This is a genomic window from Candidatus Allofournierella excrementigallinarum, from assembly GCF_944388085.1.
Taxonomy (GTDB): Bacteria; Bacillota; Clostridia; order Oscillospirales; family Ruminococcaceae; genus Allofournierella_A; species Allofournierella_A excrementigallinarum.
This window is the reverse complement of the sequence record NZ_CALXHK010000035.1, coordinates 1-25,135: the sequence shown is the minus strand read 5'-3', so window position 1 is coordinate 25,135 and position 25,135 is coordinate 1. Positions and strand designations below refer to the sequence as shown.

At 66.4% G+C, this 25,135-nt stretch carries 19 protein-coding genes and 1 pseudogene; 10 read left to right on the top strand and 10 right to left on the bottom strand.

Annotated elements, in window-relative coordinates; translation table 11 throughout:
* Positions 1–86: 86 nt before the first annotated feature.
* Together cls and ACH2AT_RS07755 are read left to right on the top strand one after the other, a co-directional pair.
* The gene (gene cls, locus ACH2AT_RS07760) at positions 87–1,679 is read left to right on the top strand and encodes a cardiolipin synthase (protein WP_394964945.1); all 1,593 of its coding nucleotides are present in this window, start codon (positions 87–89) and stop codon (positions 1,677–1,679) included.
* Positions 1,680–1,700: 21 nt separating this feature from the next.
* Positions 1,701–2,108 (top strand): DUF3842 family protein, encoded by a 408-nt coding sequence (locus tag ACH2AT_RS07755; RefSeq protein ID WP_394964943.1) that lies wholly within the window; start codon positions 1,701–1,703, stop codon positions 2,106–2,108.
* Positions 2,109–2,156: 48 nt separating this feature from the next.
* Here the strand turns inward: ACH2AT_RS07755 and ACH2AT_RS07750 are convergent, their stop codons facing one another.
* The gene (locus ACH2AT_RS07750; protein WP_394964941.1) at positions 2,157–4,787 is read right to left on the bottom strand and encodes a cation-translocating P-type ATPase; all 2,631 of its coding nucleotides are present in this window, start codon (positions 4,785–4,787) and stop codon (positions 2,157–2,159) included.
* Between the two features lie 127 nt (positions 4,788–4,914).
* On the opposite strand from ACH2AT_RS07750, the gene ACH2AT_RS07745 reads away from it, so the two are divergent.
* The gene (locus ACH2AT_RS07745; RefSeq protein WP_394964939.1) at positions 4,915–5,715 is read left to right on the top strand and encodes an MBL fold metallo-hydrolase; all 801 of its coding nucleotides are present in this window, start codon (positions 4,915–4,917) and stop codon (positions 5,713–5,715) included.
* 46 nt (positions 5,716–5,761) lie between these two features.
* Here the strand turns inward: ACH2AT_RS07745 and ACH2AT_RS07740 are convergent, their stop codons facing one another.
* The 4 genes from ACH2AT_RS07740 to ACH2AT_RS07725 all read right to left on the bottom strand — a co-directional run bounded on the left by ACH2AT_RS07740 (position 5,762) and on the right by ACH2AT_RS07725 (position 11,892).
* Positions 5,762–6,925, bottom strand: coding sequence for an MFS transporter (locus tag ACH2AT_RS07740; RefSeq protein ID WP_394964937.1), 1,164 nt, complete (start codon positions 6,923–6,925; stop codon positions 5,762–5,764).
* Positions 6,926–7,009: 84 nt separating this feature from the next.
* The gene (locus ACH2AT_RS07735; RefSeq protein WP_394964935.1) at positions 7,010–8,392 is read right to left on the bottom strand and encodes a sodium-dependent transporter; all 1,383 of its coding nucleotides are present in this window, start codon (positions 8,390–8,392) and stop codon (positions 7,010–7,012) included.
* 160 nt (positions 8,393–8,552) lie between these two features.
* Positions 8,553–10,631, bottom strand: a complete 2,079-nt coding sequence (locus tag ACH2AT_RS07730) for a glycoside hydrolase family 25 protein (protein ID WP_394964933.1) — start codon at positions 10,629–10,631, stop codon at positions 8,553–8,555.
* A gap of 151 nt (positions 10,632–10,782) precedes the next feature.
* Positions 10,783–11,892, bottom strand: a complete 1,110-nt coding sequence (locus tag ACH2AT_RS07725) for a DUF3810 domain-containing protein (protein WP_394964931.1) — start codon at positions 11,890–11,892, stop codon at positions 10,783–10,785.
* 181 nt (positions 11,893–12,073) lie between these two features.
* Here ACH2AT_RS07725 and ACH2AT_RS07720 point away from each other — a divergent pair, with 181 nt between their 5' ends.
* Together ACH2AT_RS07720 and ACH2AT_RS07715 are read left to right on the top strand one after the other, a co-directional pair.
* Positions 12,074–12,517, top strand: a complete 444-nt coding sequence (locus tag ACH2AT_RS07720; protein ID WP_394964929.1) for a MarR family winged helix-turn-helix transcriptional regulator — start codon at positions 12,074–12,076, stop codon at positions 12,515–12,517.
* A 43-nt stretch (positions 12,518–12,560) separates the two neighbouring features.
* Positions 12,561–13,427, top strand: coding sequence for a DegV family protein (locus tag ACH2AT_RS07715; RefSeq protein ID WP_394964928.1), 867 nt, complete (start codon positions 12,561–12,563; stop codon positions 13,425–13,427).
* A 133-nt stretch (positions 13,428–13,560) separates the two neighbouring features.
* On the opposite strand, the gene ACH2AT_RS07710 is transcribed toward ACH2AT_RS07715, so the two are convergent.
* Genes ACH2AT_RS07710 through murD form a run of 4 tightly spaced genes read right to left on the bottom strand, consistent with a single transcriptional unit; the run spans position 13,561 to position 18,273 of the window.
* Positions 13,561–14,754 (bottom strand): YcxB family protein, encoded by a 1,194-nt coding sequence (locus ACH2AT_RS07710; RefSeq protein ID WP_394964926.1) that lies wholly within the window; start codon positions 14,752–14,754, stop codon positions 13,561–13,563.
* Positions 14,755–14,810: 56 nt separating this feature from the next.
* On the bottom strand, positions 14,811–16,076 hold the full coding sequence (locus tag ACH2AT_RS07705) for an aminotransferase class I/II-fold pyridoxal phosphate-dependent enzyme (RefSeq protein WP_394964924.1): 1,266 nt from the start codon (positions 16,074–16,076) through the stop codon (positions 14,811–14,813).
* Positions 16,077–16,096: 20 nt separating this feature from the next.
* A complete protein-coding gene (locus tag ACH2AT_RS07700; RefSeq protein WP_394964922.1) occupies positions 16,097–16,885 on the bottom strand; it encodes a GNAT family N-acetyltransferase in 789 nt (262 codons plus the stop codon).
* Positions 16,882–18,273 carry a UDP-N-acetylmuramoyl-L-alanine--D-glutamate ligase gene (gene murD / locus ACH2AT_RS07695; protein WP_394964920.1) on the bottom strand — a complete coding sequence of 464 codons (1,392 nt, stop codon included), beginning with the start codon at positions 18,271–18,273 and terminating at the stop codon, positions 16,882–16,884. Before murD ends, ACH2AT_RS07700 begins: the two co-directional genes overlap by 4 nt.
* 334 nt (positions 18,274–18,607) lie before the next feature.
* Between murD and ACH2AT_RS07690 the strand changes: the two genes are divergently transcribed.
* Together ACH2AT_RS07690 and ACH2AT_RS07685 are read left to right on the top strand one after the other, a co-directional pair.
* Positions 18,608–20,170, top strand: coding sequence for an ABC transporter substrate-binding protein (locus ACH2AT_RS07690; RefSeq protein ID WP_394964918.1), 1,563 nt, complete (start codon positions 18,608–18,610; stop codon positions 20,168–20,170).
* A gap of 20 nt (positions 20,171–20,190) precedes the next feature.
* On the top strand, positions 20,191–20,451 hold the full coding sequence (locus ACH2AT_RS07685; protein ID WP_394964916.1) for a metal-sensitive transcriptional regulator: 261 nt from the start codon (positions 20,191–20,193) through the stop codon (positions 20,449–20,451).
* Between the two features lie 39 nt (positions 20,452–20,490).
* Here ACH2AT_RS07685 and gltX read toward each other — a convergent pair whose 3' ends face one another.
* Positions 20,491–21,942: a glutamate--tRNA ligase gene (gene gltX, locus ACH2AT_RS07680; protein WP_394964947.1), complete on the bottom strand. Its 1,452-nt coding sequence runs from the start codon at positions 21,940–21,942 to the stop codon at positions 20,491–20,493.
* A gap of 190 nt (positions 21,943–22,132) precedes the next feature.
* Here gltX and ACH2AT_RS07675 point away from each other — a divergent pair, with 190 nt between their 5' ends.
* The 3 genes and pseudogenes from ACH2AT_RS07675 to ACH2AT_RS07665 all read left to right on the top strand — a co-directional run.
* Positions 22,133–23,551, top strand: a complete 1,419-nt coding sequence (locus ACH2AT_RS07675; protein WP_394964914.1) for an MBOAT family O-acyltransferase — start codon at positions 22,133–22,135, stop codon at positions 23,549–23,551.
* A 15-nt stretch (positions 23,552–23,566) separates the two neighbouring features.
* Complete coding sequence (locus ACH2AT_RS07670; RefSeq protein WP_394964912.1) at positions 23,567–24,664, top strand: hypothetical protein; 1,098 nt, start codon at positions 23,567–23,569, stop codon at positions 24,662–24,664.
* Between the two features lie 96 nt (positions 24,665–24,760).
* Positions 24,761–25,135: pseudogene (locus ACH2AT_RS07665) on the top strand (tryptophan--tRNA ligase); the annotation flags it as partial.

Genomic DNA, 25,135 nt, shown 5'->3' with positions numbered 1-25,135 from the left:
TTGTAGCTTAGGCACGAGATGGAAGGAAAGCCGGACTGGCTGCACGGCTTTCCTGTCCAAATTTATTGTAATAGGAGGGGAACGCCGTGTCCGCCACCGGAAAACAGATGAAAAACGCCCGGCAGAAGGTCACCAAGGCCAGGCGCCGGCTGGGCCGCGGCCTTTACACCCGCACCTTCTTCTTTGCGGTGCTGCTGCTGCTGCAGATCGTGCTCACCTTCTCCATCCCGGTGGCGCTGGGGCGCTCTTCCGCCGCCTTCTACATCGGGGCGGTGGTGGTCAGCGTGCTGGCGGTGATCGCCCTGCTGGAGCACGACGGCATCAACCCCGCCTACAAGATGATGTGGATCCTCATCATCCTGCTGATGCCGCCTCTCGGGGTGGTGTTCTATCTGTTCTGGGGCCACCGCAACACCACCAACCGCCACGCAAGGCGGATGAGCGCCATCTGCGCGCGCCTCAGCCGCACCCTGCCCCAGGACCCGGAAGCCCTGCACCGGCTGGAAGTGCAGGACAAGGGCCTTGCCCGCAGCGCCCGGTACCTCATTCGCAACGCGGGCGCGCCCCTCTACGCCGACACCCAGAGCGAATACTACGCCTGGGGCGAGGAGTTTTTTCCCCGCTTTCTGGAGGAGCTGAAAAAGGCTGAGCGGTCCATCTTCATGGAATACTTCATCCTGAAGCCCGGCTATATGTGGGAGACCACGCTGGAAGTTTTGAAAGAAAAGGCTGCCGCCGGGCTGGACGTGCGCCTTTTGTACGACAGCTGGGGCTGCATGCTCACCATGCCGGAGGACTACGACGAGCAGCTGCGGGAATGGGGCATCCAGTGCTGCCGCTTCTCCCCCTTCCGCCTGTCGGCCCACATCTCCGACTACACCATGTTCAACCACCGGGACCACCGCAAGATCACCGTCATCGACGGCAACGTGGGCTTCATCGGCGGGCTGAACTTCGCGGACGAATACATCAACCGCAAAAAGCGCTTCGGCGTTTGGAAGGACACCGGCCTGATGCTGCGGGGCAGCGGCGTTTACAGCCTCACCGCCCTGTTTCTGGAAAGCTGGGACTTCACCACCGGCGGGTCCAGCCGGCTGGAGCAGTTCGCCCCCACCCTGCGCTTTTCCGCCGACGGCATGGTGCAGCCCTACGGCGACTCGCCTCTGGATGAGGAGGCGGTGGCGGAAAACGTCTACTTCAACATTTTGCAGCAGGCCACCGACTACGTCTACATCGCCACCCCTTACCTGGTGGTGGACAACGAGATGATCACCACCCTGAGCCTCATCGCCAAGAGCGGCGTGGACGTGCGCATCATCACCCCGGGCATCCCGGACAAGAAATACGTCTACTGGGTGACCCAGAGCTACTACTCGGTGCTGATGAAGGCGGGGGTGCGCATCTTTGAATACAGCCCCGGCTTCATCCACGCCAAGATGTATGTGTCGGACGACAAGACCGCCGTGGTGGGCAGCGCCAACATGGACTACCGCAGCCTCTACCTCCACTTTGAAAACTGCTGCGTGTTCTACGGCGGCCACATGGTGCAGGACGTGCACGCCGACCTTTTGCGCTGCATGCAGGTGAGCCGCGAGGTCACCTGGGAGGACGTGAAGAACGTGCCGCTGCCCAAGCGGATCTTCCGGGTCATCCTGCGGCTGTTCGCCCCGCTTTTGTGAAAAAGAAAGGAAACGTGACAAATGGCAAAAATCGTTGTGATCGACGGCCAGGGCGGCGGCTTTGGCCGCTCGCTCATTGAAAAGCTCCGCGCCGGGGGCTACGCCGGCGAAGTGATCGCGGTGGGCACCAACGCCGCCGCCACCGCCGCCATGCTCAAGGCGGGGGCCAGCGCCGGGGCCACCGGCGAGAACGCGGTGATCTGGAACGCCGGCAAGGCCCAGGTCATCGCCGGGCCCATCGGCCTGGTGATGGCGGGCAGCATGCTGGGCGAGTGCAGCCCGGCCATGGCCGCGGCCATCGCCTCCAGCCCCGCCCACAAGGTGCTCATCCCCGCCACCCGGTGCGGGGCGTCCATCGCGGGGCTGCCGGAACTGCCCCTGGCGGACTACATCGCCGACGCTGCCCGGCGCATCCTGGAACTTGTTTAAATGGGCAATGCCCGCCCGCGCCCCCTGTTTTGGGGGCGCGGGCTTTTTTCATCGCCCGGAAAGCAGCCGCAGCAGCCCTTTGCCCAGCTCCACCGCCGGCAGCACCGTCAGCGCCAGGGTCAGGGCCAGGCCGCACTGGGCAGGGGCCAGCCGCTCAAAGCCGAAGGCCGCGGCGGCGGGGGGCCAGGCCAGCACCCCCAGGCTTAAAGCCAGGCTGCCCGCCATGGCCGCCCACAGCCAGGGGTTGTGGGTGGGCAGGGCGAACACGCTGCCCCGCTGGCTGCGCATGTTGAAGCTGTGGAAGATCTCGGCCATGCTCATGGTAAGAAAGGCCATGCTCACCCCGACGCCGCTCTGGGCCACCTGCCACAGCCCCGTTTCCAGCCGCACGCCGGTGAAGTAAGCCGCCAGCGTCAGGGCGGTGACCAGCAGGCCCTGCCAGGCCACGTCCAGCCCCAGCCCGCCGGCAAAGATGCTCTCGCCCGGGCGGCGGGGCGCTCGCTCCATCACATCAAGCTCCGCCTTTTCCATGCCCAGCGCCAGGGCGGGAAAGCAATCGGTGATAAGGTTGATCCAGAGAAGATGCACCGGGCCCAGCAGCTGCACCCCCAGAAGGGTGGCGGAAAAGATGCTCAGCACCTCGCTGGCGTTGCTGGCCAGCAGGAACTGCACCGCCTTGCGGATGTTCGAGTAGATGCGGCGGCCCTCGGCCACGGCGGCGACGATGGTGGCGAAGTTGTCGTCGGTGAGCACCATGTCCGCCACGTTCTTGGTCACGTCGGTGCCGGTGACGCCCATGCCCACGCCGATGTCCGCCGCCTTGAGGGCGGGGGCGTCGTTCACCCCGTCGCCGGTCATGGCGGTGACGCAGCCCAGCCGCTTCCACGCCTGGACGATGCGCACCTTGTGCTGGGGCTGCACCCTGGCATAGACGCTGAAGGAGGGCGCGCGGCGGGCCAGCTCCGCGTCGCTCAGCCGGTCCAGCTGGGCGCCGGTGACCGCCTGGCCCTCGCTCTGCAGGATGCCCAGCTGCCGCCCGATGGCGGCGGCGGTGTCCTTGTGGTCGCCGGTGATCATCACCGGGCGGATGCCCGCCGCCCGGCAGCGGGCGATGGCCGCCGCAGCCTCGGGGCGCACCGGGTCCATCATGCCCGCAAGGCCGATGAACACCAGCTCCCGCTCCGCCGTTTCGGGGTCCAGGCGGGCGGGCAGGGCGGGCCAGTCCCGCTTTGCCGCCGCCAGCACCCGCAGGGCGCTTTGGGCCATGGCCCGGTTTCTGGCCAGGATGGCCGCCCGGTCGGCGGCGGTGAGGGGGACCGCGACGCCGTTTTTCAGCCAGTGGGTGCACTTTTCCAGCAGCAGGTCCGGCGCGCCCTTGACATACTGGGTCACCCCCGCCTTGCCCCGCCGGGAGTGGAAGGTGCTCATCCGCTTGCGGGCGGAATCAAAGGGCAGCTCGGCCACCCGGGGCTCGGCGGCGCAGAGGGCCTTTTTTGCAAGGCCCAGCTTGGCCGCGTACTCCACCAGGGCGCATTCGGTGGGCTCTCCTTCCGCCCGCCCTCCCGCCCCCGGCTCCGCGTCGCTGCAAAGAGCCAGCGCCTTCGCCAGTTCGGCCTCGGGGCCGAAGCTCTGCTGCACCTCCATGCGGTTCTGGGTGAGGGTGCCGGTCTTGTCGGAGCAGATGACCTGGGCGCAGCCCAGGGTCTCCACCGCGGTGAGGCGGCGGATGACCGCCCCCTGGCGGCTCATGCGGGTGACGCCCATGCTCAGCACGATGGTCACCACCGCCGCCAGCCCCTCGGGCACCGCCGCCACCGCAAGGCTCACCGCCACCATGAAGCTGGAGAGCACGGCGGCAAGGTCGGTGCTGCCCGCCCGCCACAGGCCGAAACCGAAGAGGAAGGCGCAGATGGCCAGCACCAGCGCGCTCAGGGAACGGCTGAGGGCGGCCAGCTTCAATTGCAGGGGCGTTTTGCCCTGGGAGGTGGCCGCCAGCACCCCGGCGATACGGCCCATCTCGGTGTCCATGCCGGTGGCGGTGACCAGCAGTCTGCCCCGGCCCGCGCTCACGGTGCTGCCCATGTAGGCCATGCAGCGCCGGTCTCCCAGAGGGACGGCGCGCTCCGCGGGCAGGGCGGCGGCGCTCTTTTCCACCGGCATGCTCTCGCCGGTGAGGGCGGCCTCCTCGATCTTCAGCGCCGCCGTTTCCACCAGGCGCCCGTCGGCGGGCACGGCGCAGCCCGCCTCCAGCAGCACCACATCCCCCGGCACCAGCTCCCGGCTGGCCACCGTCGCCGGGCGGCCGCCCCGCAGCACCCGGCTGTGGGCGGCGGTCATCTTTTGCAGCGCCTCGATGGCCTTTTCCGCCTTGTTCTCCTGAAACACGCCCAGCAGCGCGTTGATGAGCACCACCGCCAGGATGATGAACACGTCGGCAAAGCTCTCCCCCGCGCAGGCGGCAGTGAGGGCGGAGAGGGCCGCCGCGGCCAGCAGCACCACGATCATCGGGTCCGCCATCTGCTGCAAAAAGCGCTGGAACAGGCTTTCCTTTTTGGCCCGGCGCAGTTCGTTGGGGCCTGTTTTTGCCAAGCGGGCCGCCGCCTGCCCCTCTGTCAGGCCCTCCGGCCCGCTGCCCTGGGCGGCGAACGCCTCCCGTGCCGTCTGCTGATAGTATTCCATGGCTCGTGCCCTCCCCCTTTTTTGACCCTTGTCCTTTGTATGTATATGGCGCATCGGGTGGTTTTAGCCCCCGCCCTTGCGGCAGGGTGCGGGAGGGGGTATACTGAAAAAGAAGGAGGGCTGCCCCATGAAACTGACCATTCTTGGCACCGGCAACGCCGCGGTGACCGCGTGCTACAACACCTGCTTTCTGCTTACCGGGGGCCCGGATCACCTGCTGGTGGACGGGGGCGGCGGCAACGGCATCTTCCGCCAGCTGAAGGCCGCCGGGGTGCGCTGGCAGGACGTGCGCTCCATCTTCGTCACCCACAAGCATCTGGACCACATCACCGGCATTTTGTGGATGATGCGGATGATCCTGCAGGGCATGGCCCGGGGGCAGTACGAAGGGGAGGCCGTCATCTATTCCCACAAAGAGGTGACCGGCCTTTTGCGCCGGATGGCGGGGCTGCTGCTGAGCGACAAGGAGACCCGCTTTCTGGACGTGCGCCTTCATCTGGTGACGGTGGAAGACGGCGAGAGCCTGCCTCTTCTGGGCCAAAGGGCCGGCTTTTTCGACATCGGCTCCACCAAGGCGGCCCAGTTCGGCTTTTCCATCACCCTGCCCGGCGGCGGCAGGCTGACCTGCTGCGGCGACGAGCCTTTCAATGAGCGGGAGCGCCCCTATGCCCAGGGCAGCCGCTGGCTGCTCCACGAGGCCTTCTGCCCTGAGCGGGAGGCAGATGTGTTCAAGCCCCATCAAAAGCACCACTCCACCGTGGCGGACGCCTGCCGGCTGGCCCAGGAGCTGGGGGTGGAGAACCTCATCCTCTACCACACCGAGGACAGGAACATCGCCCGGCGCAAGGCCCTTTACACCGCCGAGGGCGCGCCCCTCTTTTCCGGCCGGCTGTTTGTGCCGGAGGACCTGGAAACCTTTGAACTGTAAACGAAAACCCGGCGGGGACGCTCTCTCGTCCCCGCCGGGTTTTTGTTTATCTGTTTTTTGCCACCGTGCGGAAGGTGGCCTCCAGCATGGCGATCATCAGCAGGATGAGCGCCGCCAGGAAGAGGGGCATCCAGAAAAGGCCCGCCCGGTTCGCGATGAGGCCGAAGAGGGGCGGCATCAGGGTGGAGCCCACATAGGCGCTGGCCATCTGCATGCCGATGATGCCCTGGGAGTTCTCCGCCCCGAAGTTTTGGGGCGTGGCGTGGATGATGGCGGGGTACACCGGGGCGCATCCCAGGCCCAGCAGCCCGAGGCCCAAAAGCGCCCCCGGCGCTCCCCCGCCGGGCAGCGCCAGCACCGCCAGCGCCGCGGCGATGGCCCCGGTGCCCAGGCGGATCATGCCCCGGTCGCCCACCTTGTCTGCGATGAACCCGGAGACAAAGCGACCCACGGTGATGCCCACATACAGCACCGCCGCGCTGGCCGCCGCCCGCTGGGCGGAAAAGCCCCGCGCCTCCGCCAGATAGCTGCTGGCCCAGAGGATGGAGGTGCCCTCCGCCCCGCAGTAGGCGAAGAAGCCCACGAAGAGGGTGGGCGCGCCTTTTATTTTCAGCGCGCCCCGGATGCCCAGCAGCTGCCCGGCGCGGGCAGGCTGAGACCCGTCCCGGTGGATGTTCCACACCGGCAGGGTGAGGACCAGCACCAACCCGATGGCCAGCTGCATCAGCGCCACCGCGCGGTAGCCCGACTGCCAGCCGGAATGGCGCAGCGCCCAGCTCATCACGCAGGGGCTGATGACGGTGCCCACGCCCCAGAAACAGTGCAGCCAGCTCATGTGGCGGGACCGGTAATGCAGGGCCACATAATTGTTGATGGCCGAGTCGATGCAGCCGGCGGCAAGGCCGTAGGGCACCGCCCAGAGGCAGAGCATCCAGAACCGGGTGGAGATGGAAAACCCGAACAGGGCCGCCGCGCTGAGGAACACGCTGGCCACGGTGACGCCCCGGGTGGAAAGCTTTGCGGTGAGCCGCTCGGACAAAAGGCTGGAGCAGATGGTGCCGCCGGTGATGATCATGGACACGGCCCCGGCGGCGGAGAGGGGCTGGTCAAACACCAGCCGCATGGTGGGCCAGCCCGAGCCCAGCAGGGAGTCCGGCAGGCCCAGGCTGATGAACACGAGGTAGATGACGGCGAGAAGCAGGGTGTACATGACAGGGTTCCTTTCCGGCAGGCATTGTTTGAGGGCAGGCAAAAGGGGCGCCGAGGCGCCCCCCTCTTTTTTATGCCGCGGCGTTTACCAGGCCAGCACGCTCTGGATGAACAGGAACGCCACAAAGATGGGCAGGATGTAGGTGATGTACACCCGGATCCAGTCGGGGATCTTCGCGCCCTCGCCCTGGTTGGCCTCGGCCTGATACTTCTTGAAGCCCCAGCCCACGCGGCTGATGCAGAAGAACAGATAGACCAGGCTGCCGAAGGGCAGCAGGATGTTGCTGATGAGGTAGTCCTCCACATCCATGAAGCCGGAGCCGTTGCCGCGGGGGTCAAAGGCGGACCAGACGTTGAAGCCCAGCACGCAGGGCAGGGAGATGAGCGTGACCACCACGCCGTTCACCAGCGCCGCTTTTTTGCGGGTCCAGCCGGTGAGGTCCATGGTGCAGGCCAGGATGTTCTCGAACACCGCAATGATGGTGGAGAAGGCCGCGAAGCTCATGAACAAAAAGAACAGGCTGCCCCACACCCGGCCTGCGGGCATGTCGTTGAAGACGTTGGGCAGGGTGATGAAGATGAGGTTGGGGCCGCTGTCGGCGGGCACGCCGTAGGCCATGCAGGCCGGGAAGATGATGAGGCCGGAGGTGAAGGCCACGAAGGTGTCCAGCCCGGCGATGCGCACGCTCTCGCCCAGCAGGCTGCGCTGGCGGCCCAGATAGCTGCCGAAGATCAGCATGGCGCCGATGCCAAGGCTTAAGGTAAAGAAGCTCTGGTTCAGCGCGGCGGTGACCACGCCCAGGGTGTTCTGCACCGTCTCGAGGGCGGTCTCGCCGGCCATCACCGAGAAGTCGGGCACCAGATAGAACTTGACACCCTCCATGCCGCCGGGCAGCATCACGCTGTTCACCGCCAGCACCACGATCAGCGCCAGCAGGGCCAGCATCATCCACTTGGTGATGCGCTCCACGCCCTTCTGCAGGCCCATGGAGCAGATCAGAAAGCCCAGCACCACCACGACCACCATCCAGAAGCCCATGGTGACCGGCTGGCTCAGCATGCCGGAGAAGGCGTCCGCCACCTGATCGGTGTCCATGCCTTCCAGCTGGCCGGCGAGGGAGCGGTAGAAGTAATAGAGCATCCAGCCGGTGACGCAGGTGTAGAAGCTCATCAGCACATAGTTGCCCAGCATGGCCACCTTGCCGTGCCAGTGCCACTTGGTGCCGGCGGGCTCCAGCTGCTGGTAGGCCAGCACGCAGCTTTTGCGGCTGGCGCGGCCGATGGCAAATTCCATGGTGAGCACGGGCACGCCCACCGCCACAAGAAACAGCACATAGAGAAGCACGAAGGCGCCGCCGCCGTTCTGCCCCACCACGTAGGGGAAGCGCCACACGTTGCCGATGCCGATGGCGCACCCGGCGCTGATGAGCAGAAAGCCCAGCCGGGATTTGAAATTCTCACGCTGCATGATAACACCTCACAGTGAATTGGCGTACCGCAGCGGTCCGCAATTTTGCCGCTTTAGCGCAGTACCTCTCTATTATAGCGAGTCCGCCCTCCACTTGCAAGCCGCAAGCGGGGAAAAGCCCCGGAACCTTGGGGGTTCCGGGGCTTTTGAAAGTTTTTTATCAGCCCAGCTTGCTCACGTTCATGTCCACGCGGGTGGAGATGCCGGGCACGGTGCCGGAGCTGGTGTACTGCCAGATGTCGTAGTTGTACTTGAAGTCCAGATTGTCGCGGTACTGGGCGATCCAGATGCTGTAGCCGGTGAGGCTGGCCATGTTCAGGTTGTTGTAGAACCAGGAGGCGTAGCTGTAAACGCCGGCGCGGTAACCCGCGTTCTGGATGGCGTTGCAGAAGGCCACCGCGTTGCGGGTGCGCTGGTCGCGGCTGATGCCGTCGGCACGGCCGGTGTCGCCCGCCACCTTCTCGGTGTCGAAGTAAATGGGGTAGCTCACGCGGCCGCCGGTCTCCTGGATCAGGCGGATGACCATGCTGGCTTCGTCCACGGCTTCCTGCTCGTTGATGGCCTGGCTGTAGAAGTACAGGCCAACCTTCACGCCCGCGGCGTTGGCGCCCTTGATGTTCTGGCGGAAATAGGGGTCCTCCACCAGAGCGCCCGTGCCGTAGCCGCGGTAGCCCACGCGGATGATGGCGAAGTCGATGCCGCTGGCCTTCACCGCGTTCCAGTCGATGTTGTACTGGTACTTGGACACGTCGATGCCCTTCACCAGGCCGTTGCTGGTGTCCACCACAGTGGGCTTGCCGCTTGCGTCGAACTTATACCTGACGCCGGCGATGACTTTTTCGGTGTTCACCAGCTTTTCGTGGGTGCTGGGGTCATAGAATGCCTCTTTGCTCTCAAAGCTGGGCTGCCAGCCGCTGTAGACCACCTTCACGGTGACCTCGGTGGCGGTGAGCTGGAAAGCGCTGTTGGCCACCGCCTTGCCGTCCTTGAACAGCACCACGGTGGCGGCAGGGGTCGGGGTGGGCGTGCCCGCCGGGGTGGGGGTCGGGGTGGGAGCGGGCGTGGCCGAGGGGCTCGGCGTGGGGGTGGGCGTCGCCTCCGGCGTGGGGGCGGGCGTCACCTCCGGGGGGGGGGTGATCTCCGGGCTGGGGCTCGGCGTGGGAGCCGGGGTGGGGCTCGGCGTGGGGGCGGGCGTCGCCTCCGGCGTGGGGGTGGCAGAGCCGGAACTGGGCGCGGAAGTGCTGCCGGACTCATCCTCCGCAAACGCCACCGGGAAGAACAGCCGGCCGAAGCCGCCCGCCACGCTGCTGAGCACACTGTTGGCGGCGGGCGCCTGATAGGAGGCTTCCACGATGTACTCGCCGCCGCTTGCGTCCTTCTCGGTCTTGCTCACATAGTAGTTGGAGCGGGTGCCGTCCGCGTTCAGCAGCCATGCCTTGCCGCCTTCGCTCTTGGTGTTGCCGGACACGGCGTAGACCTTGGCCTTGACCTCTTCCTTCTTGCTGATGTTGGAATCATAGTCGTTGGCGGGCAGGGTCTCGGTGGGATCGAAGCCGTCGCTGGTCTCGTCGCTCAGCACGTTGTCGTCGGTGACGATATCGCCGGCGCCCACTTCGCTCTCATCCTTGATCTTGTCCTTGACCGCCTCGGTGTCCACCTTGTACTCCACCTTCTCCTTCACCTTGGTGGTGACGGGTTCAGGCAGTATGTAGCCCTCGGTCTCCGCGAGGCTCACAGTGTACTCGCCCACCGGCAGCTCCTCGATCAGCAGGGTGCCGGTCTTGGGGTCGATGTTGTAGGTTTCGGTGGGTTCCTGGGCCTTCGAGCTGGAAGCGCCCTTTTTGGAAGCGCTCTTGCTGGAGGCGGACTTATCCGCCTTGTAATCCACCACCACCTCAAACTCGACGCCCAGCACGGGCATGCCGCTCGCGGCGTCGGTGACGGTCACGCCCAGGGTCTGCTGCACCGCGGTGACCTCCAGCCCCAGCTGGATGGGCTCCGGGGTGGCCGTGGGTTCCGGCGTGGGCGACGCGGTGGGGTCCGGCGTTGCGGCGGCGCTGGGGGCCGAACTGCTCACGGACGAGCTGTTCGCCGCGGCGTTCACCGCCGTGAGGGCGATGCCCGCGCCGGTGCCCACCACCAGGATCATGGCGCAGCTGAGGGCCAGCACCGCCTTGTAAAGGGGCATGCGGCTCCAGAAGCTGCGGGTGAAATAGCGTGAAATATCTTTTCTGCTCATGCTTTGAATGGTTCCTCCGCGTATGTTTTTTCGCCGCCGCCAGGGCGGGAAAAGGCAGATCTTCGCATATGCGGTCTAATTATAGCATATCTGCCGACAAAGGTACATAAAATTCCACATTTTTCACAAAATTTGTTGAAAGCCCTCCATCTCATGCCTCCTGCCACAGCGGGCAGTAACGGGCCACCAGCAGGTCCACGCAGGCGCCGTAGCTGGCCATGCCCAGGTCCTGGCCGTAGCTTTCCAAAAAAGCCGTGTACGTGTTTTCCGCCAGGTCCGAGGCGGGGCTCTCGAAGGCCAGCCAGTACTCGTCGTTCCACAAAAGGTCCGCCGCGGGCCCCTCCTCCAGCCGCTGCCAGGCCTCCAGCCAGGCCGCAGGGTCGGCGGTGTAGAGGGCATTGGAAAGGTGCAGGAACCCGAACAGCCAGCCGGAATACTGCCAGAGCCCGTCGGCGCTGGCAAGGCAGGCGGCGATGCCCACAAAATTCGCCTCCTGCTCGGGGGCCACGCCCCGCTGATGGGCCTGCTCATGGGCGATGGTCACCGGCAGAAAGACGTTGGGGCAGTGCATGTTGAGGGTGCTCTCGCCGGTGAAGGGGAAGATATAGCCGGTGAAGCCCGCCGCGCTCATGAACCAGGAATAGGCCGCGGGCTTTGGCTTCCGGGCCGGGCCGTCCAGGAAAGGGTATTCCTCCGTGAGGGGGGCCAGGCTGCCGGCGCCCGCCCCCATGATGGCCGCGCTGTCCGCCGCAAGGCGGCCGGAGCCGCCCCGCTCTACCAGCCGGCCGGTGCGGTTGGCCCCCTCTGCGAACCACAGGGTGGTGGCTTCCAGCGCCTCGGCGGTCACCGGCTCTGCCGCAAGGCCGCTCTTTTCGCTGAAAGAAGCGGCGTAATAGTGCACCCCCCACAGCCAGCTCACCCCGGCCCAGATCCACACCGCCACCGCCGCCAGCCCCACCAGCCGCCGGGCCAGCACCCGGCGGCGGCGCAGCTGCGCGCGCACTGTTGCCGCGGCCATGCCCAGCAGCCACACCCCCAGCGCCGTGCAGAGCGCCTCCGCCAGCGAGAAGGGCAGCGGGTCTGCCAGGGCGCTGACGGCCTGCCGCACGGCCATTGCAAGGGACGCCGCCGCGTCCATGGCCGCCCGGTCCTGCCGCAGCAGCAGAAAAAGCCCCCCGGCCGCGCATCCCGCCGCCAGCAGGATGCACGGCGTCCGGTTTTGGGCCAGCCAGTTTCCCGCCCGTGTGGTCTGTTCCTTCATCCCCTGCGCCCCCCTCGCCTTTTTTCCTTTTTTCATTATACCCCCCTGCCCGGGCGGCGCGCAACGGCCAGAAAAAAATAATTTGAACTTCAAACCATCTTGACAAAGGGAGGCGGGCGTGGTACCATCAATTCGTTTGAACTTCAAAGTTTTTGTTCGGACGGGAAAGAAGGTGCATTCGGTGACCGAAGCAGAGCAGAAGATCAACAGCTTTCTGGTGGACGTGTTCAACGACGTGCTGCGCCTGGAAGAGGACGACCTGGCCAAAGGGCCCTACAAAAATCTCTCGGTCAGCGAGATGCACGTGCTGGAGGCGGTGGACAGCGCCGCCGGCGGCGAGACCATGCGGGAGCTGGCAGCCCGGCTGCGGGTGACCGCCAGCACCCTGACGGTGGCGGTGAAAACGCTGGAGCAGAAGGGGTATCTTGTGCGATCGCGGGCCGAAGAGGACCGGCGCAAGGTCACGGTGACCCTCACCGGCGCGGCCCGCGGCGCGCTGGAGCGGCACGCGGCGTTCCACGAAAATCTGGTGGACCGGGTGAGCCGGCGGCTCACCCCCGCGCAGATGGACCAGCTGGCAGACACCCTTGCGGCGCTCCACGGTTTTTTCACCGCCATCCAGTGAGACGGCGGCAGGCGCCGCCCCAACAGTAAGGAGACGATGTGACATGATCCGTATTCTGACCGATTCCACCTGCGACCTTCTGCCCGCCGAGGCGGCCCGCCTTGGGGTGGACGTGGTGCCCCTGCAGGTGCGTTTTGAGGGAGGCGAGGTGTTCCGGGACGGGCTGGACATCACCCCGGACGAGTTCTATGCCCGGCTGGTGAAGTGCGACAAGCTGCCCACCACCAGCCAGCCCAGCCCCCAGGAGTTCATGGACCGCTTTGAAGAGGCCAAGGCCGCCGGCGACGAGGTGGTGGCCATCCTCATCAGCGGCCAGCTCAGCGGCACCTACCAGTCCGCCCGCATCGCCGCCGGCAGCTGCGGATACGACAAGATCCATCTGGTGGACAGCATGAACGCCACCCTGGGCGAGCAGCTGCTGGTGCGTCTGGCGGTGCAGATGCGCGGCGAGGGCGCCACCGCCGCCGAGATCGTGGCCGAGCTGGAGCGCCGCCGGATGGATGTGCGCCTTGTGGCCGTGGTGGACGATCTGAAGTACTTCCGCAAGGGCGGCCGCCTCACCGGCGCCCAGGCGCTGGCGGGCAGCCTTCTGGGCGTGAAGCCGGTGGTGGCCGTGCGGGACGGCAAGGTGGGCCTTGCGGGCAAAGCCCGGGGCATGCCCGGCGCCTATGTTGCGCTGTTCAAGCTGATGGACGCCGAAGGGGGCCTGGACGAGGCCATGCCTTATATGATCGGCTACACCGCCCACCGCAAGGCGGCGGAGCCCATCCACCGCTATCTGACCCAGAACCTGGGGCTGGAAGCGCCCCTGTGCCGCCACATCGGCACCGTCATCGGCACCCACGCGGGCCCCGGCGCGGCGGGCGTGGCCTTCTTTGCCAAAAACCCCGGCGGCGCGGCCGCTGAATGAGCTTTCCTCCTTAGCTTTGGTGTGTTATAAAAAGGGGCGCGGCCCCGCTGCCTGAAAAGGCGGCGGGGCCGCCGCAGTCACAAAGGCCTATTATATTCGGATCATCCGGGAACGCAAGGGCGAAGGCTGATTTTCACTGCCCCGATCGTCCGCTTTTTTGTCCCGCCTGCTTCTGGCGCAAAAACTCAAAGGCCTGCCGGGCCTGTTCCGGGTTCTCGAAGCCCCGCTTGGGGATGGCGGTGATCATGTTGCCCTCAAAGCGCAGGAAGATGTAGTTTTCGTCCTGGGCCACCTTGTTCAGGCTGGCGTAGGGCCGGTAGCTGCACAGCGCGCCGCTGGTGGAGGTGAAGCCGCTGCGGCCCAGCACCACCCAGCCGGGGGTGGAAAGGCGCTGGGCCTGCTCGCCCTCCACCTGGCGCTTGATCGCGCCGCGCTGCGCCGCCGGAGACCGGGCCGCCAGCGCCAGGGCCAGCACCGCCGCCATGGCGGCCATGGCCACCGCCAGCGCCGCGTCGCCGGTGGCCACCGCGGCAGCCGCCTCCAGAACGGAAGCGACCAGCAGCACCCACAGCAGCGCCAGCCGTCCCTTGCCGATGGGGTTCAGCAGCCGGTTGGCGGCGCAGTAGGCGGGCAGCACCTCTTCCGGGCGCAGCATCTGGGGCGCGGCGTACATCTGCGTCTCCCCCTCGGGCAGCGGCGGGCAGGGCGGCAGGATGCGCCCCTCCTGCTCCCCTGCCGTCTGCCGGGCCGATTCCTCATACAGGCGGGCCTTGGCCAGCGCGGCGCACCGCTCGAACTGGGCGGCGGCGGCCTTCATCCCTTCCGGCCCTTCAAAGGCGGGCGCGGGCAGCGCCAGCATCTTCGCCCCACCGTAGAGGTAGACCAGCAGGCCCTCGGGATACTGCTCCACCTTCTGCACCACCGACGGATCGCTGGCCTCCTGAAGCCCGGCGCGCACGGTGAGCAGCTTTTCCTCATCCAGGTGCACCCGCCACTGGCCCAGGGGTGAAGCCCCCAGCTTTTTCTGCCGGCGCAGCACGCCGGCGGCAATGGCCCGGGGCCGGCTTCGCAGGAACGCCCAGAAAGTGAGCGCCAGCAGCACCGCGGCCAGCACCACGTACAGCGCGCCGCCCACCGGGTCAAATTCGTCGTAGAAATAGCCGGGGCGCATCATCTTCTGCGCCGCCTGCACGGCGGTCCACACGCCCAGCGCGCCGGTGATGACCCCCAGCGCCCGCAGCAGCCGGCCGGAAGCCTTCTCCTGGCGGTACTTCTTGGCGTAGAGCGCCAGCGCCGCCTGTTCGGTCAGTTCAAAATTCCAATCCATCGGTTTTCCCTTCTTTCCTTTCGGCGGCTCATGCGCCGCCGGTCATGTTCCGTTGCTTACAGTTCCTTGCCAAAGGCCCGCTGCACCGCCAGCAGCACCCCCGCGCGGCTGGCCGCAAGGTTCAGCCCGCCCTGGAGATAAACGGTGTAGGGCGCGCGCATCGGCCCGTCGCAGGAGAGCTCGATGCTGCTGCCCAGGGTGAAGGCCCCGGCGGCCATGATGACCTGGTCGGTGTAGCCCGCCATGGCATAAGGCTCGGGGGCAACGTAGCTGTCCACCGGGCTGCCCGCCTGCACCCCCTGGCAGAAGCCCACCAGCGCTTCGCCGGTGCCCGCCTCGAAGCTGGTGATGATGTCGTTTCTCGGCTCGGTGTAGCGGGGGATAGGGTTTTTGCCCAGCAGCTCCAGCAGGCAGCTGGAGTAGATGCTGGTCTTCACCGCCTCGGCGGTGACGCCGGGGGCATAGTAAAGGCCAAGGTACAAACTGCGCAGGGAATCCAGCGTGCAGCCCAGCTCCCGGCCGGTGCCGGGGGCGGTGAGCCGGTGGCCGCACAGTTCCACCAGGTCCGCCCGGCCGGCGATGTAGCCGCCGGTGGGGGCGATGCCGCCGCCGGCGTTTTTGATGAGGCTGCCCACGATCAGGTCCGCCCCCACGCTCACCGGCTCGGCAGTCTGGGTGAAGGTGCCGTAGCAGTTGTCCACCAGAACGATGACGTCGGAGTTGGCGCTCTTGGCGGCCTGCACCACCTTGCCGATGGTCTCCAGGTCAAAGGCGGCGCGGCTGGAATAGCCCCGGCTGCGCTGCACATGGCACACCTTCGCGTTCGCGGCCTTCTTCGCGATGGCCTCATAGTCGGGCACACCGCCCTCCAAAAGGGGCACCTCGTCGTATTTCACGCCGAACTCCGCCAGGGTGCCGCAGCCCCTGCCCGCGCCGCCGATGCCGATGACCCCTTCCAGCGTGTCGTAGGGGCGGCCGGTGGCGGCCAGCAGGGTATCTCCTGCCCGCAGTACGCCGAAGAGGGCCACCGTCAGGGCGTGGGTGCCGGAGAGGAAGTGGGGGCGGCACAGCGCGTCCTCGGCCCCCACCACCTGGGCGAACAGGGCGTCCAGCTTGTCCCGCCCGGCGTCGTCGTAGCCGTAGCCGGTGGTGCCCACCAGATGGGTGGCGGCCACCTTCTGGTCGGTGAAGGCCTTGAGCATCTTCACCTGGTTGTAGTCGCGGATGGCGTCCATCTTCTCAAAATAGGGGCGGCAAAGCTCCATGGCCTGCCTGTCCAGCTCCAGAAGGCGGGGGGAAAAGTCGAAAAATTCTTCCAGCATTTTCGTATGTACAGTCCTTTTCAGTCGTTTTCGGGGGCGGCGTGGCCGTAGGCCAGCCCCCGCTGTTCAAAGCCCAGTTTTTCGTAAAAGCCCTCCGCGCCGGGGCGGGCCACCAGGCAGACGGCCCTGCCCTGCCCGCAAAACCGCCGGGCCAGGGCGCACACCAGCGCGCCGGCGCAGCCTTTGCCCCGGAAGGCGGGCGCTGTTTCCACCGCGCTGAGCAGGGCGGCGTTTTCGGTGACGGCGTAGGCGCCGGCGGTGGCCGCCGTCACGCCGTTTTCTTCCAGCGTCCAGATCTGGGCCAGGCCCCGGTTGCGCATGGTGCAGATCTCAGAATAAAAGGTGTCGGCGCTCCGGCGGTCGCGATGGGCGGCCAGGCTCCCGCCGCCCCACAAAAACTCCGTCACCCCCAGCAGGGAGGGCGATTCGTTCAGCCAAAAGCCCTCCGGCAGGGGCCGTGCCTTTGGGCCGCCCGCCGGGGCGTGAAAGACGCGAAAGGCCGCGTCCTGCCGCCAGCCGGGCAGCGGGCCGGGGCAGGCTGTCTTGAGCCGCCGGGCCCCCAGGACCTTCAGCAGCAGGGCCGCTTCCTCGCCATCGGCGCTGCCGCAAAGCAGGGCGGAGGCCCCCCGCACCGCCAGGGCGAAGGAGGGCTCCCCTTCCCCGCCGGTGTAGAACCTCCAGCCGCTGCCGGGCAGCCCGGAAAAGGCGGCAAACCGGGCCGCCGTTTCCACCGCCACCGGGTCGCAAGGGTCCGCCAGCGCCGCCGCAAAGCGGGCGGCGTCGGCGGCCGACTCCACCAGGCGGATCACAGGGCGTTCACCAGTTCCTTGAAGTGGCGGCCCCGCGCCTCGAAGTTGGGATAGAGGTCAAAGCTGGCGGAGGCGGGCGAGAGGCTCACGATGTCGCCGGGCTTTGCGGCGGCGCGGGCGGCGTCCACCGCTTCCTTCATATCCCTGGCGTGAAGGATGACAAGGCCGCTCCCGGCAAAGCCGGGGCACTGGCGCACGGCCTTTTCGATCTTGGGGCCGGTAGCGCCCATCAGCACCAGCACCTTCACATGCTCCAGAATTTCCGGGGCCAGGGGCTCGTAGGGGATGTTCTTGTCGTAGCCGCCGGCGATGATGATGATCTTCTGATCGAAGCTGCGCAGGCCGGCGATGGTGCGGGTGGGGCTGGAGGCGATGGAGTCGTTGTACCACTGCACCCCGTCCAGCAGGCGCACCGGCTCGATGCGGTGCTCCACACCCGTGAAGGTGCGGGCAGTCTCGGCCATGGCGCTCACCGGCGCCCGGCCCCACACCGCGGCGATGGCCGCCAGCAGGTTCTCGATGTTGTGCAGGCCCCGCAGCTTCACCTCGTCCTTCGAGACCACCGGGGTGACCGTGCCGTTCTCGGCCATGCAGAGCATGCCGTCCGCGCGCAGGAACGCGCCGTTGTCAACTTCGCGCAGGCGGGTGAACCAGCACTGGCTGCCCTTGCAGTCGGCGGCCATGGCGCGGGTGATGTCGTTCTCATAGCCCAGCACCGCCTTGTCCGCCGGGGTCTGCCACAGCAGGATATTGCGCTTTGCGTCCACATACTCCTGCATGTCCTTGTGGTGGTCCAGGTGGTTCGGGGTCACGTTGGTGACCACTGCCACCCGGGGGCTCTTGCGCATGCTGATGAGCTGGAAGCTGGAAAGCTCCACCACCGCTTCGTCGCCGGGTTCGATCTCGGCCAGGACGGGCAGCAGCGCCCGCCCGATGTTGCCGCCCAGATGCACCCGCTTGCCCGCGGCGGTGAGCATGGCCGCAATGAGGCTGGTGGTGGTGGTCTTGCCGTCCGAGCCGGTGACGGCGGTGATGCGGCAGGGGCAGTAGTCGAAGAACAGCTCCATCTCGCTGGTCACGACGCTGCCCGCCGCCTTTGCCTCCTGCAAGGCCGGGGTGTAGTATTCAAAGCCCGGGGTGCGCAGGATGACCTGCTGGCCCGCGAGGCCGTCCAGATAATGTTCGCCCAGAGACAGGCGCACGCCCAGCTGTTGGAGCGTTTCGGCGTAGCCGCCGAAGTCCTCCAGCCGCTTTTTGTCGCAGAGGGTCACCTCGGCGCCCATGGCGCAGAACTGCCCGATGAGGGCCTTGTGGCTGACCCCCGCGCCGATGAACGCAACCTTTTTGCCCCGCAAAGACGCGGCCAGGGCCTCGCTGTCTTTCTGCATCTTCGCAACACAGCCTTTCCTTCCCAAAAGTGCCGCCGGGCGGCATAAGCGCCCGGGAACGGTTATTTTATTTATTATAGTCACTTTTGGCCGCAGGCGCAACCAAAGCGGCCCGCGGCGGGGCAAAAAAAGAGGCCGCGAAGGCCCTTTCTCAGCGGTTTTCGGCCCGCTGGCGAAAAAAGAGTGAAAATTCGCGGCCCGGTTTGAATTTTCCGCAATTTTTTGATAGGATTAAAATGCATCTTCTCGGGCGGTGAAAACATATCCATGTTCCGATCGTCTTACAATAGGAAGAAGAAAGGGGGCGCGCCCCACGAAAAAGCTCAAACTGCTTTTGCTGGCCGGCCTTGCCGCGCTCTGCCTCACCGGCTGCGGCAGCCAGATCGAATTCACCTGGGCCATGGAGCGGGTGCCGGGCAACCTTGACCCTCAGCTTGCGTGGGAGAGCCCCGAGCTGATCGCAGTGACCAACCTTTACAGCGGGCTGTTCCGCCTGGACGAGACGGGCGAGCCGGCGCCCGACTGCGCCGAGAGCTGGACCGTGAGTGAGGACGGCCTCACCTATACCTTCACCCTGAAAGAGGGGCTGGGCTACACCCAGAACCGGGGCGGCGAATCGGAGTATGCGCTGACGGCGGCGGACTTTGTGTTCGGCCTGCGGCGGGTGTTCCGCGCCGAGACGCGCAGCCCCTACACCAGCACCTACGCCGCCATCAAGAACAGCGCCGAAGTGCTGGCGGGCACCATGGACGAGACAGCCCTGGGCGTGAGCGCGCCGGACGAGCGCACGGTGGTCATCCAGCTGGACCAGCCGGACCCCCAGCTGCTCTACAAACTGGCGCTGCCGGGGGCGATGCCCTGCAACGAGGAATTTTTTGAGAGCACCGAGGGCTCCTACGGGCTGACCCGCGCCGCCACCATGGGCAACGGCAGCTTTTACGTTTACAACTGGAACGACAACGGCCTGTTTTTGCGCCGCCCCGCAAACGGCGACGCGGTGACCGCCCTGCGGCTGGTCATCAACGCCACCGGCGAGACCGCCGATTCCAGCGGCAGCTCCTCCACTGCCGGCGAGACCCTGTGGGGCGAGGCGCTGGTGAAGGAGGGCGGCGCCACCGCGGCCCTGAGCGAGACCTTGAGTGCCGACGGGCTGGACTCCATCCCCTACACCGCCACCACCTGGGTGCTGCTGTTCAACTGCGGCGACCAGACCCTGACCCAGCCCCTCATCCGCGAGGCGCTGGCGACCAGCGCCCGGGGCGCGGCGGTGGAGCTGCCGGAGGGCTTTGCCGCCGCCGGCGGGCTCATTCCCCCCGCCGTGACCGTGCAGGGTGAGAACTACCGGGAGGCGGCGGGCAGCATGCAGCCTGCCTTCGGCAGCGCCGTGGGCCTGTGCCGCGAGGGGCTTGCCGCCCTGAGCCTCTCCCGCTTTGAGAACATCACCCTGCTGGCGCCGGAGGGCAGCGGCTACCTGCAGCTGGCCCAGGCCGTCAACCAGCAGTGGCAGAAGGACCTGGGCGCCTTCTCCGCCTACTTCCCAGTGGAACAGGCCTCGCTGGAGGAAGTGAACGCCCGGGTGGCCTCGGGGGATTACCAGATCGCCCTGCTGCCCCTCTCCCTTTCCAGCGATTCCGCGGCCGAACTGCTGCGCGAGGCCGCCGGCCTTGCCGGCTGGAGCGACAGCGGCTGGCAGCGCCGGCTGGACACGCTGTTCGCCGACGGCACCCACACCGCCGATGACGTGGCCGCGCTGGAGCGTGCTCTTCTGGAGAGCGCCTGCGTCACGCCCCTGTGGTTCCAGACCAAGGCCCTGCTGGTGCAGCCGGGGGTCCAGGGGCTGGTGTTCCGGCCCTTCGGCCCGGTGCTGGACCTGACAAACGCCGCCATCGCCCAGTAAGCCAAAGGAGGCAAACCGCCATGGACTGCAAACATTCCGCCGACGTGAACCGCCGTCTGGCCCGCATCAGCGGCCAGGTGAACGGCATCCGGGAGATGGTGAACGAAGGCCGCCCCTGCGACGAGCTGCTCATCCAGCTTTCCAGCGTGAGCAGCGCCGTGACCCAGGTGGCAAAGCTCATCCTCACCGAGCATTTGACCCACTGCGTTCTGCCCGACTGCGACGAGGACACCCTGGCCCGGCTGGAAGAAGCCATCGACCAGTTCGCAAAACTGAAATGAGCAAAAAAGGGCCGCCCCGCGGGGCGGCTCTTTTTGCTGTTACAGGGCGGCCAGGGCGGCGTCCAGGCGGGCGAGGGTCTCCTCCTTGCCCAGCATGGCGGCCAGGTCGGTGCCGCCGCCGGGGGTGCGCTGCTTGCCGGAGAGGGCGATGCCCAAAGGATAAAGCAGCCAGCCGTTCTTGGCTTCCATCTGCTCGGCCAGGGCTTTGCAGGCCTCGAAGATGGCGTCCTTGTTCCACCCGTCCAGCCCTTCCAGCACCGGCTTCAGCGCCGCAAGGGCGGCCTTGGCGGTCTCCGGGGTGGTCTTCTGCTTCTTGTTGGCGTAGAGCTCGGGGCCAAAGGGCAGCGGCGCGTCGAAGAAGTCCAGCTGCTCGGGAATTTCGCCCAGCACCTCGCAGCGGGGCTGGAGGTTTTGGCACAGCAGGTCCCGGTCGATGGGGCGGTGCACCGCCTGGTCGATCCAGGGGTCGGCCATCTTGCGGAACTCTTCGGGGGTCAGGCGGCGGATGTACTCGGCGTTGATGGCCCGCAGCTTGAGGGGGTCAAAGATGGCCGGGCTCTTGCTGATGCCGCTCTCGTCGAAAATGTTGCACATCTCTTCCAGGGTGAAGATCTCCTGCTCGCCCTTGGGGCTCCAGCCCAGCAGCAGGATGTAGTTCAGGATGGCCTCGCTGAGGTAGCCCTTGGCCACCAGGTCCTGATAAGAAGCGTCGCCGTTGCGCTTGGAAAGCTTCGCGTGGGCGTCCTTCATCACCGGCGGGCAGTGGATGTACACCGGCACGGGCCAGCCGAAGGCCTCGTAGAGCAGGTTGTACTTGGGGGTGCTGGACAGATACTCCGAGCCGCGGATGACGTGGGTGATGCCCATCAGGTGGTCGTCCACCACGTTGGCGAAGTTGTAGGTGGGCATGCCGTCCGCCTTGATGAGGATCTGGTCCTCCAGCTCGGCGTTGTTCACCTCGATGTGACCGTAGACCGCGTCGTCAAAGCCGGTCACGCCCTCGGTGGGGCATTTCTGGCGGATGACGTAGGGGGTGCCCGCCGCCAGTTTTTCCGCCACCTCTTCGGGGCTCAGGTCCCGGCAGTGGCGGTCATAGTGGCCCACCGCCTCGCCAGCGGCCTTCTGCTGCTCGTGCAGCTGCTCCAGGCGCTCGGTGGTGCAGAAGCAGTAATAGGCCTTGCCCTCCTTCACCAGCTGCTCGGCATACTGCTTGAACATGCCCATGCGCTCGCTCTGCACATAGGGGCCCACCGGGCCGCCCACGTCGGGGCCTTCGTCCCAGGTCAGGCCGGTCTGGCGCAGGGTGTCGTAGATGATGTCCACCGCGCCTTCCACATAGCGGCCCTGGTCGGTGTCCTCGATGCGGAGGATGAACGCCCCGTCGGGGGCGCTGCGGGCCTTGAGGTAGGCATAGAGGGCGGTGCGCAGGTTGCCCACGTGCATATAGCCGGTGGGGCTGGGGGCAAAGCGGGTGCGGACGGAATTGTTCAGCATGATGCCATTACTCCTTTTGAAAACGGCGGCGCTGTGCGCCATGCCGGGCCTTTCTCTGTTTCATTCTAATCGCTCGAGGGCGCTTTGTCAATTTGCCGATTTGCAAACAGGCCGTCTTTTCCTTATAATAGGTATGTTCCCGTGCGGCCTGCCGGGCCGCCTCCCTCTACGACAGGAGTTTTGACCGATGAATTTTATCTCTCTTTCCTTTTTGGGCTTCGGCGTTGTGCTGTTCGCCCTGTGGTGGGCGCTGCCCGGCCCCTTTCGCCCCTGGGTGCTGGCGGCGGCCAACGTGTACTTCGCGTTGAGCTTTGGCGCCCAGGCGCTCACGGCGCTGGCGCTCATCACCGCCGCCGGCTGGCTCTGCGGCCTCTGGATGGCCCACGGCGGCGGCAAGGCCGCCCTGGCGGCGGGCGTGCTGGCCGGGGTGCTGCCCCTGGCGTGTTTCAAATACCTGCCCGCGCTGGCGGGCCGCTGGCAGGCGCTGGCCGCCTTTGCGGACCTGCTCATGCCGGTGGGCATCAGCTTCTTCGTGTTCAAGAACATCACCTATCTGGCGGCGGTGTACAAGGGGACGATCGCCGCCGAAAAAAACTCCCTCTACTGCTTTGCCTACACCGGCTTTTTCGCCCAGCTCACCAGCGGGCCCATCCAGCGGGCGGAAAGCCTTCTCCCCCAGCTGAAAAGCCCGCCCGCCTTTGACCGGGCGCTGGCGCTGAACGGCTGCGTGCGGCTGTGCTGGGGCATCTTTCTGAAAAAGTGCCTTGCGGACCATTTCGCCGCCTACTACAACGCCCTCTACCAGCCGGACCACTACTACGCCCTGGGCATCGTCTGGTCGCTGGCGGCCTATTCCCTCTACATTTATTTTGACTTCGCCAGCTATTCCCAGCTGTCCATCGGGGTGGCAAACCTCCTGGGGCTGCGGTGCGGGGAGAACTTCCTCAGCCCCTACCTCTCCCGCAACGTGGGCGAGTTCTGGCGGCGCTGGCACATCAGCCTTTCCAGCTTTCTGCGGGACTACATCTACATCCCCCTGGGCGGCAGCCGCAACGGCGTGCCGGTGCTCATCCTTGCCACCATGGTCACCTTCCTTGTGTCCGGCGCGTGGCACGGCGCGGCGCTGGGCTTTGTGGTCTGGGGCGGGCTGCACGGCGTGTATCTGCTGGCCGGGCGGGCCACCCGCGGCGTGCGGGAAAAGGCCTGGGGCCTTCTGCGCCAGAAGCCGGACAGCCCGGTGCGCAGCGTGGTGAGCTGGGCCGTGACCCTGGTGCTGGTCTGCTTTGCCTGGATCTTCTTCTTCAGCGGCGATGTGGGCCAGGTGCGGCTGCTGATGAGCTATCTTATCCAGCCCATGCCCCTCAGCGCCCAGTACCTGAAAGAGAGCTTCACCCAGCTGGGCTACACCGCCGCCGTGCTGGCGCGGCTGGGCCTGTTCGCCCTGGCGGCCTTCGGGGTGGACTTTGCCGCCCGCAAAGAGGGCTTCGGCCGCTGGGCCGCCGCCCGCAAGGGCTGGGTGCAGGCGATCTTCTGCTACGCCTGCATCTTCGCCACCCTGTTCTGGGGCGCGGCGGGCACCTTGCAGAACATCTATTTCCAGTTTTAAAAGGAGGCGCGGGATTTGAAACGTTTTCTCTGCATCGTGGCGCTGTTCCTCGCGCCCGTCGTTCTGTTTGTGGGCCTCTTCGCCGGCGCCATCTACGCCAGCGGCGAGTGGCGCACCGAGGAGGAGATCGCCGGCCGGGTGGCGGCGGGCGAACCGGCTTTTCTGGGCCTTGCCTACCGGGACAACACCCGCTACTACAAGCACCTGGTGGCAAACGGCCTGGGGGCGGACCTGCTGGTGCTGGGCACCAGCCGCAGCATGCAGTTCCACAGCGAGTTCTTCACCACCGACAGCTTTTACAACGCCGGCGGCGGCGCGGGCTATGTGAACGAGTTCCAGTTCTTCCTGGAGCAGCTGGACGAGGACAAGCTGCCCTCCACCCTCATCATGGTGCTGGACCAGTACTTCTTCAACGGCGCCTGGGTGGGCACCGGCAGCATGCCCGAGACCTTCGATTACAGCCACTATGAATTCTCGCTGAAATCGGCGCTGCCCGAGGCCATCCGGGGCTGGGTGCAGGGCAAGTTCACCCTGCGGCAGGCCTACGGCAGCCACCCTGACGTCTACGGCATGGCCGCCGTGGGCCGGGGCAGCGGCTTCAACCCCGACGGCAGCTACTGCTACGGCTCCCTGCTGGACCACCCCGAGACCGGCGCCGATGTGGGCTTCCACGACACCTTTGACCGCATCCTGAAGGGCATCGACCGCTTTGAGTACGGCGAGTACGTCCACGAGCCCAGCACCTACACCATCGAGTCGCTGCTGGCCTGGTGCAATGAGCGCGGCATCGAGGTGGTGCTCATCGTGCCGCCCTACGCCCCCAGCGTCTATGAGCGGATGGCGGCGAGCGGCAACTACGGCTACTTCGACTGGATCATGCCCATCCTCACCGAGCTGTGCGAGCCCTACGGCTACGAGGTGTATGACTTCTCCTACATGCCCGACACCCTGGACGAGGAATATGTGGACGGCTACCACGGCAGCGACCGGGTCTACGCCCGCCTTGCGCTGCATCTGGCCGAGGAGAGCGAGATTTTGTCGGGCCTCATCGACACCGGCTATCTCCAGCGGGCGCTGGCCCCTTCCTCCAGCCCCCTGCGGCTGGCTGAATAACGCCCTTGCGCCGCCGCTTTGCCAGGTATATAATGAATAGAAATCTCCCGGGCGCGGCCCGGCAGCAGAATCGAGGTTTTATCAATGAGCGATCAAATGGAACGCAAAAAACGCATTCTTTCCGGCATCCAGCCCACGGGCACCTTCACCCTGGGCAACTACATCGGCGCGGTGCGCAACTGGGGCAGCCTGCAAGAGGATTTCGATTGCCTTTACATGGTGGCCGACCTGCACTCGCTGACCGTGCGTCAGGAGCCCGCGGCCCTGCGCCGCCGCACCCGGGAGGCCGCCGCCATGCTGCTGGCCGCCGGCATCGACCCCAAGGTGAGCCTGGTCTTCGTGCAGAGCCACGTGCCCGCCCACACCCAGCTGAGCTGGGTGCTGAGCTGCAACGCCCAGTTCGGCGAGCTGTCCCGCATGACCCAGTTCAAGGACAAGAGCGCCAAGCACGCCGACAACGTGAACGCCGGC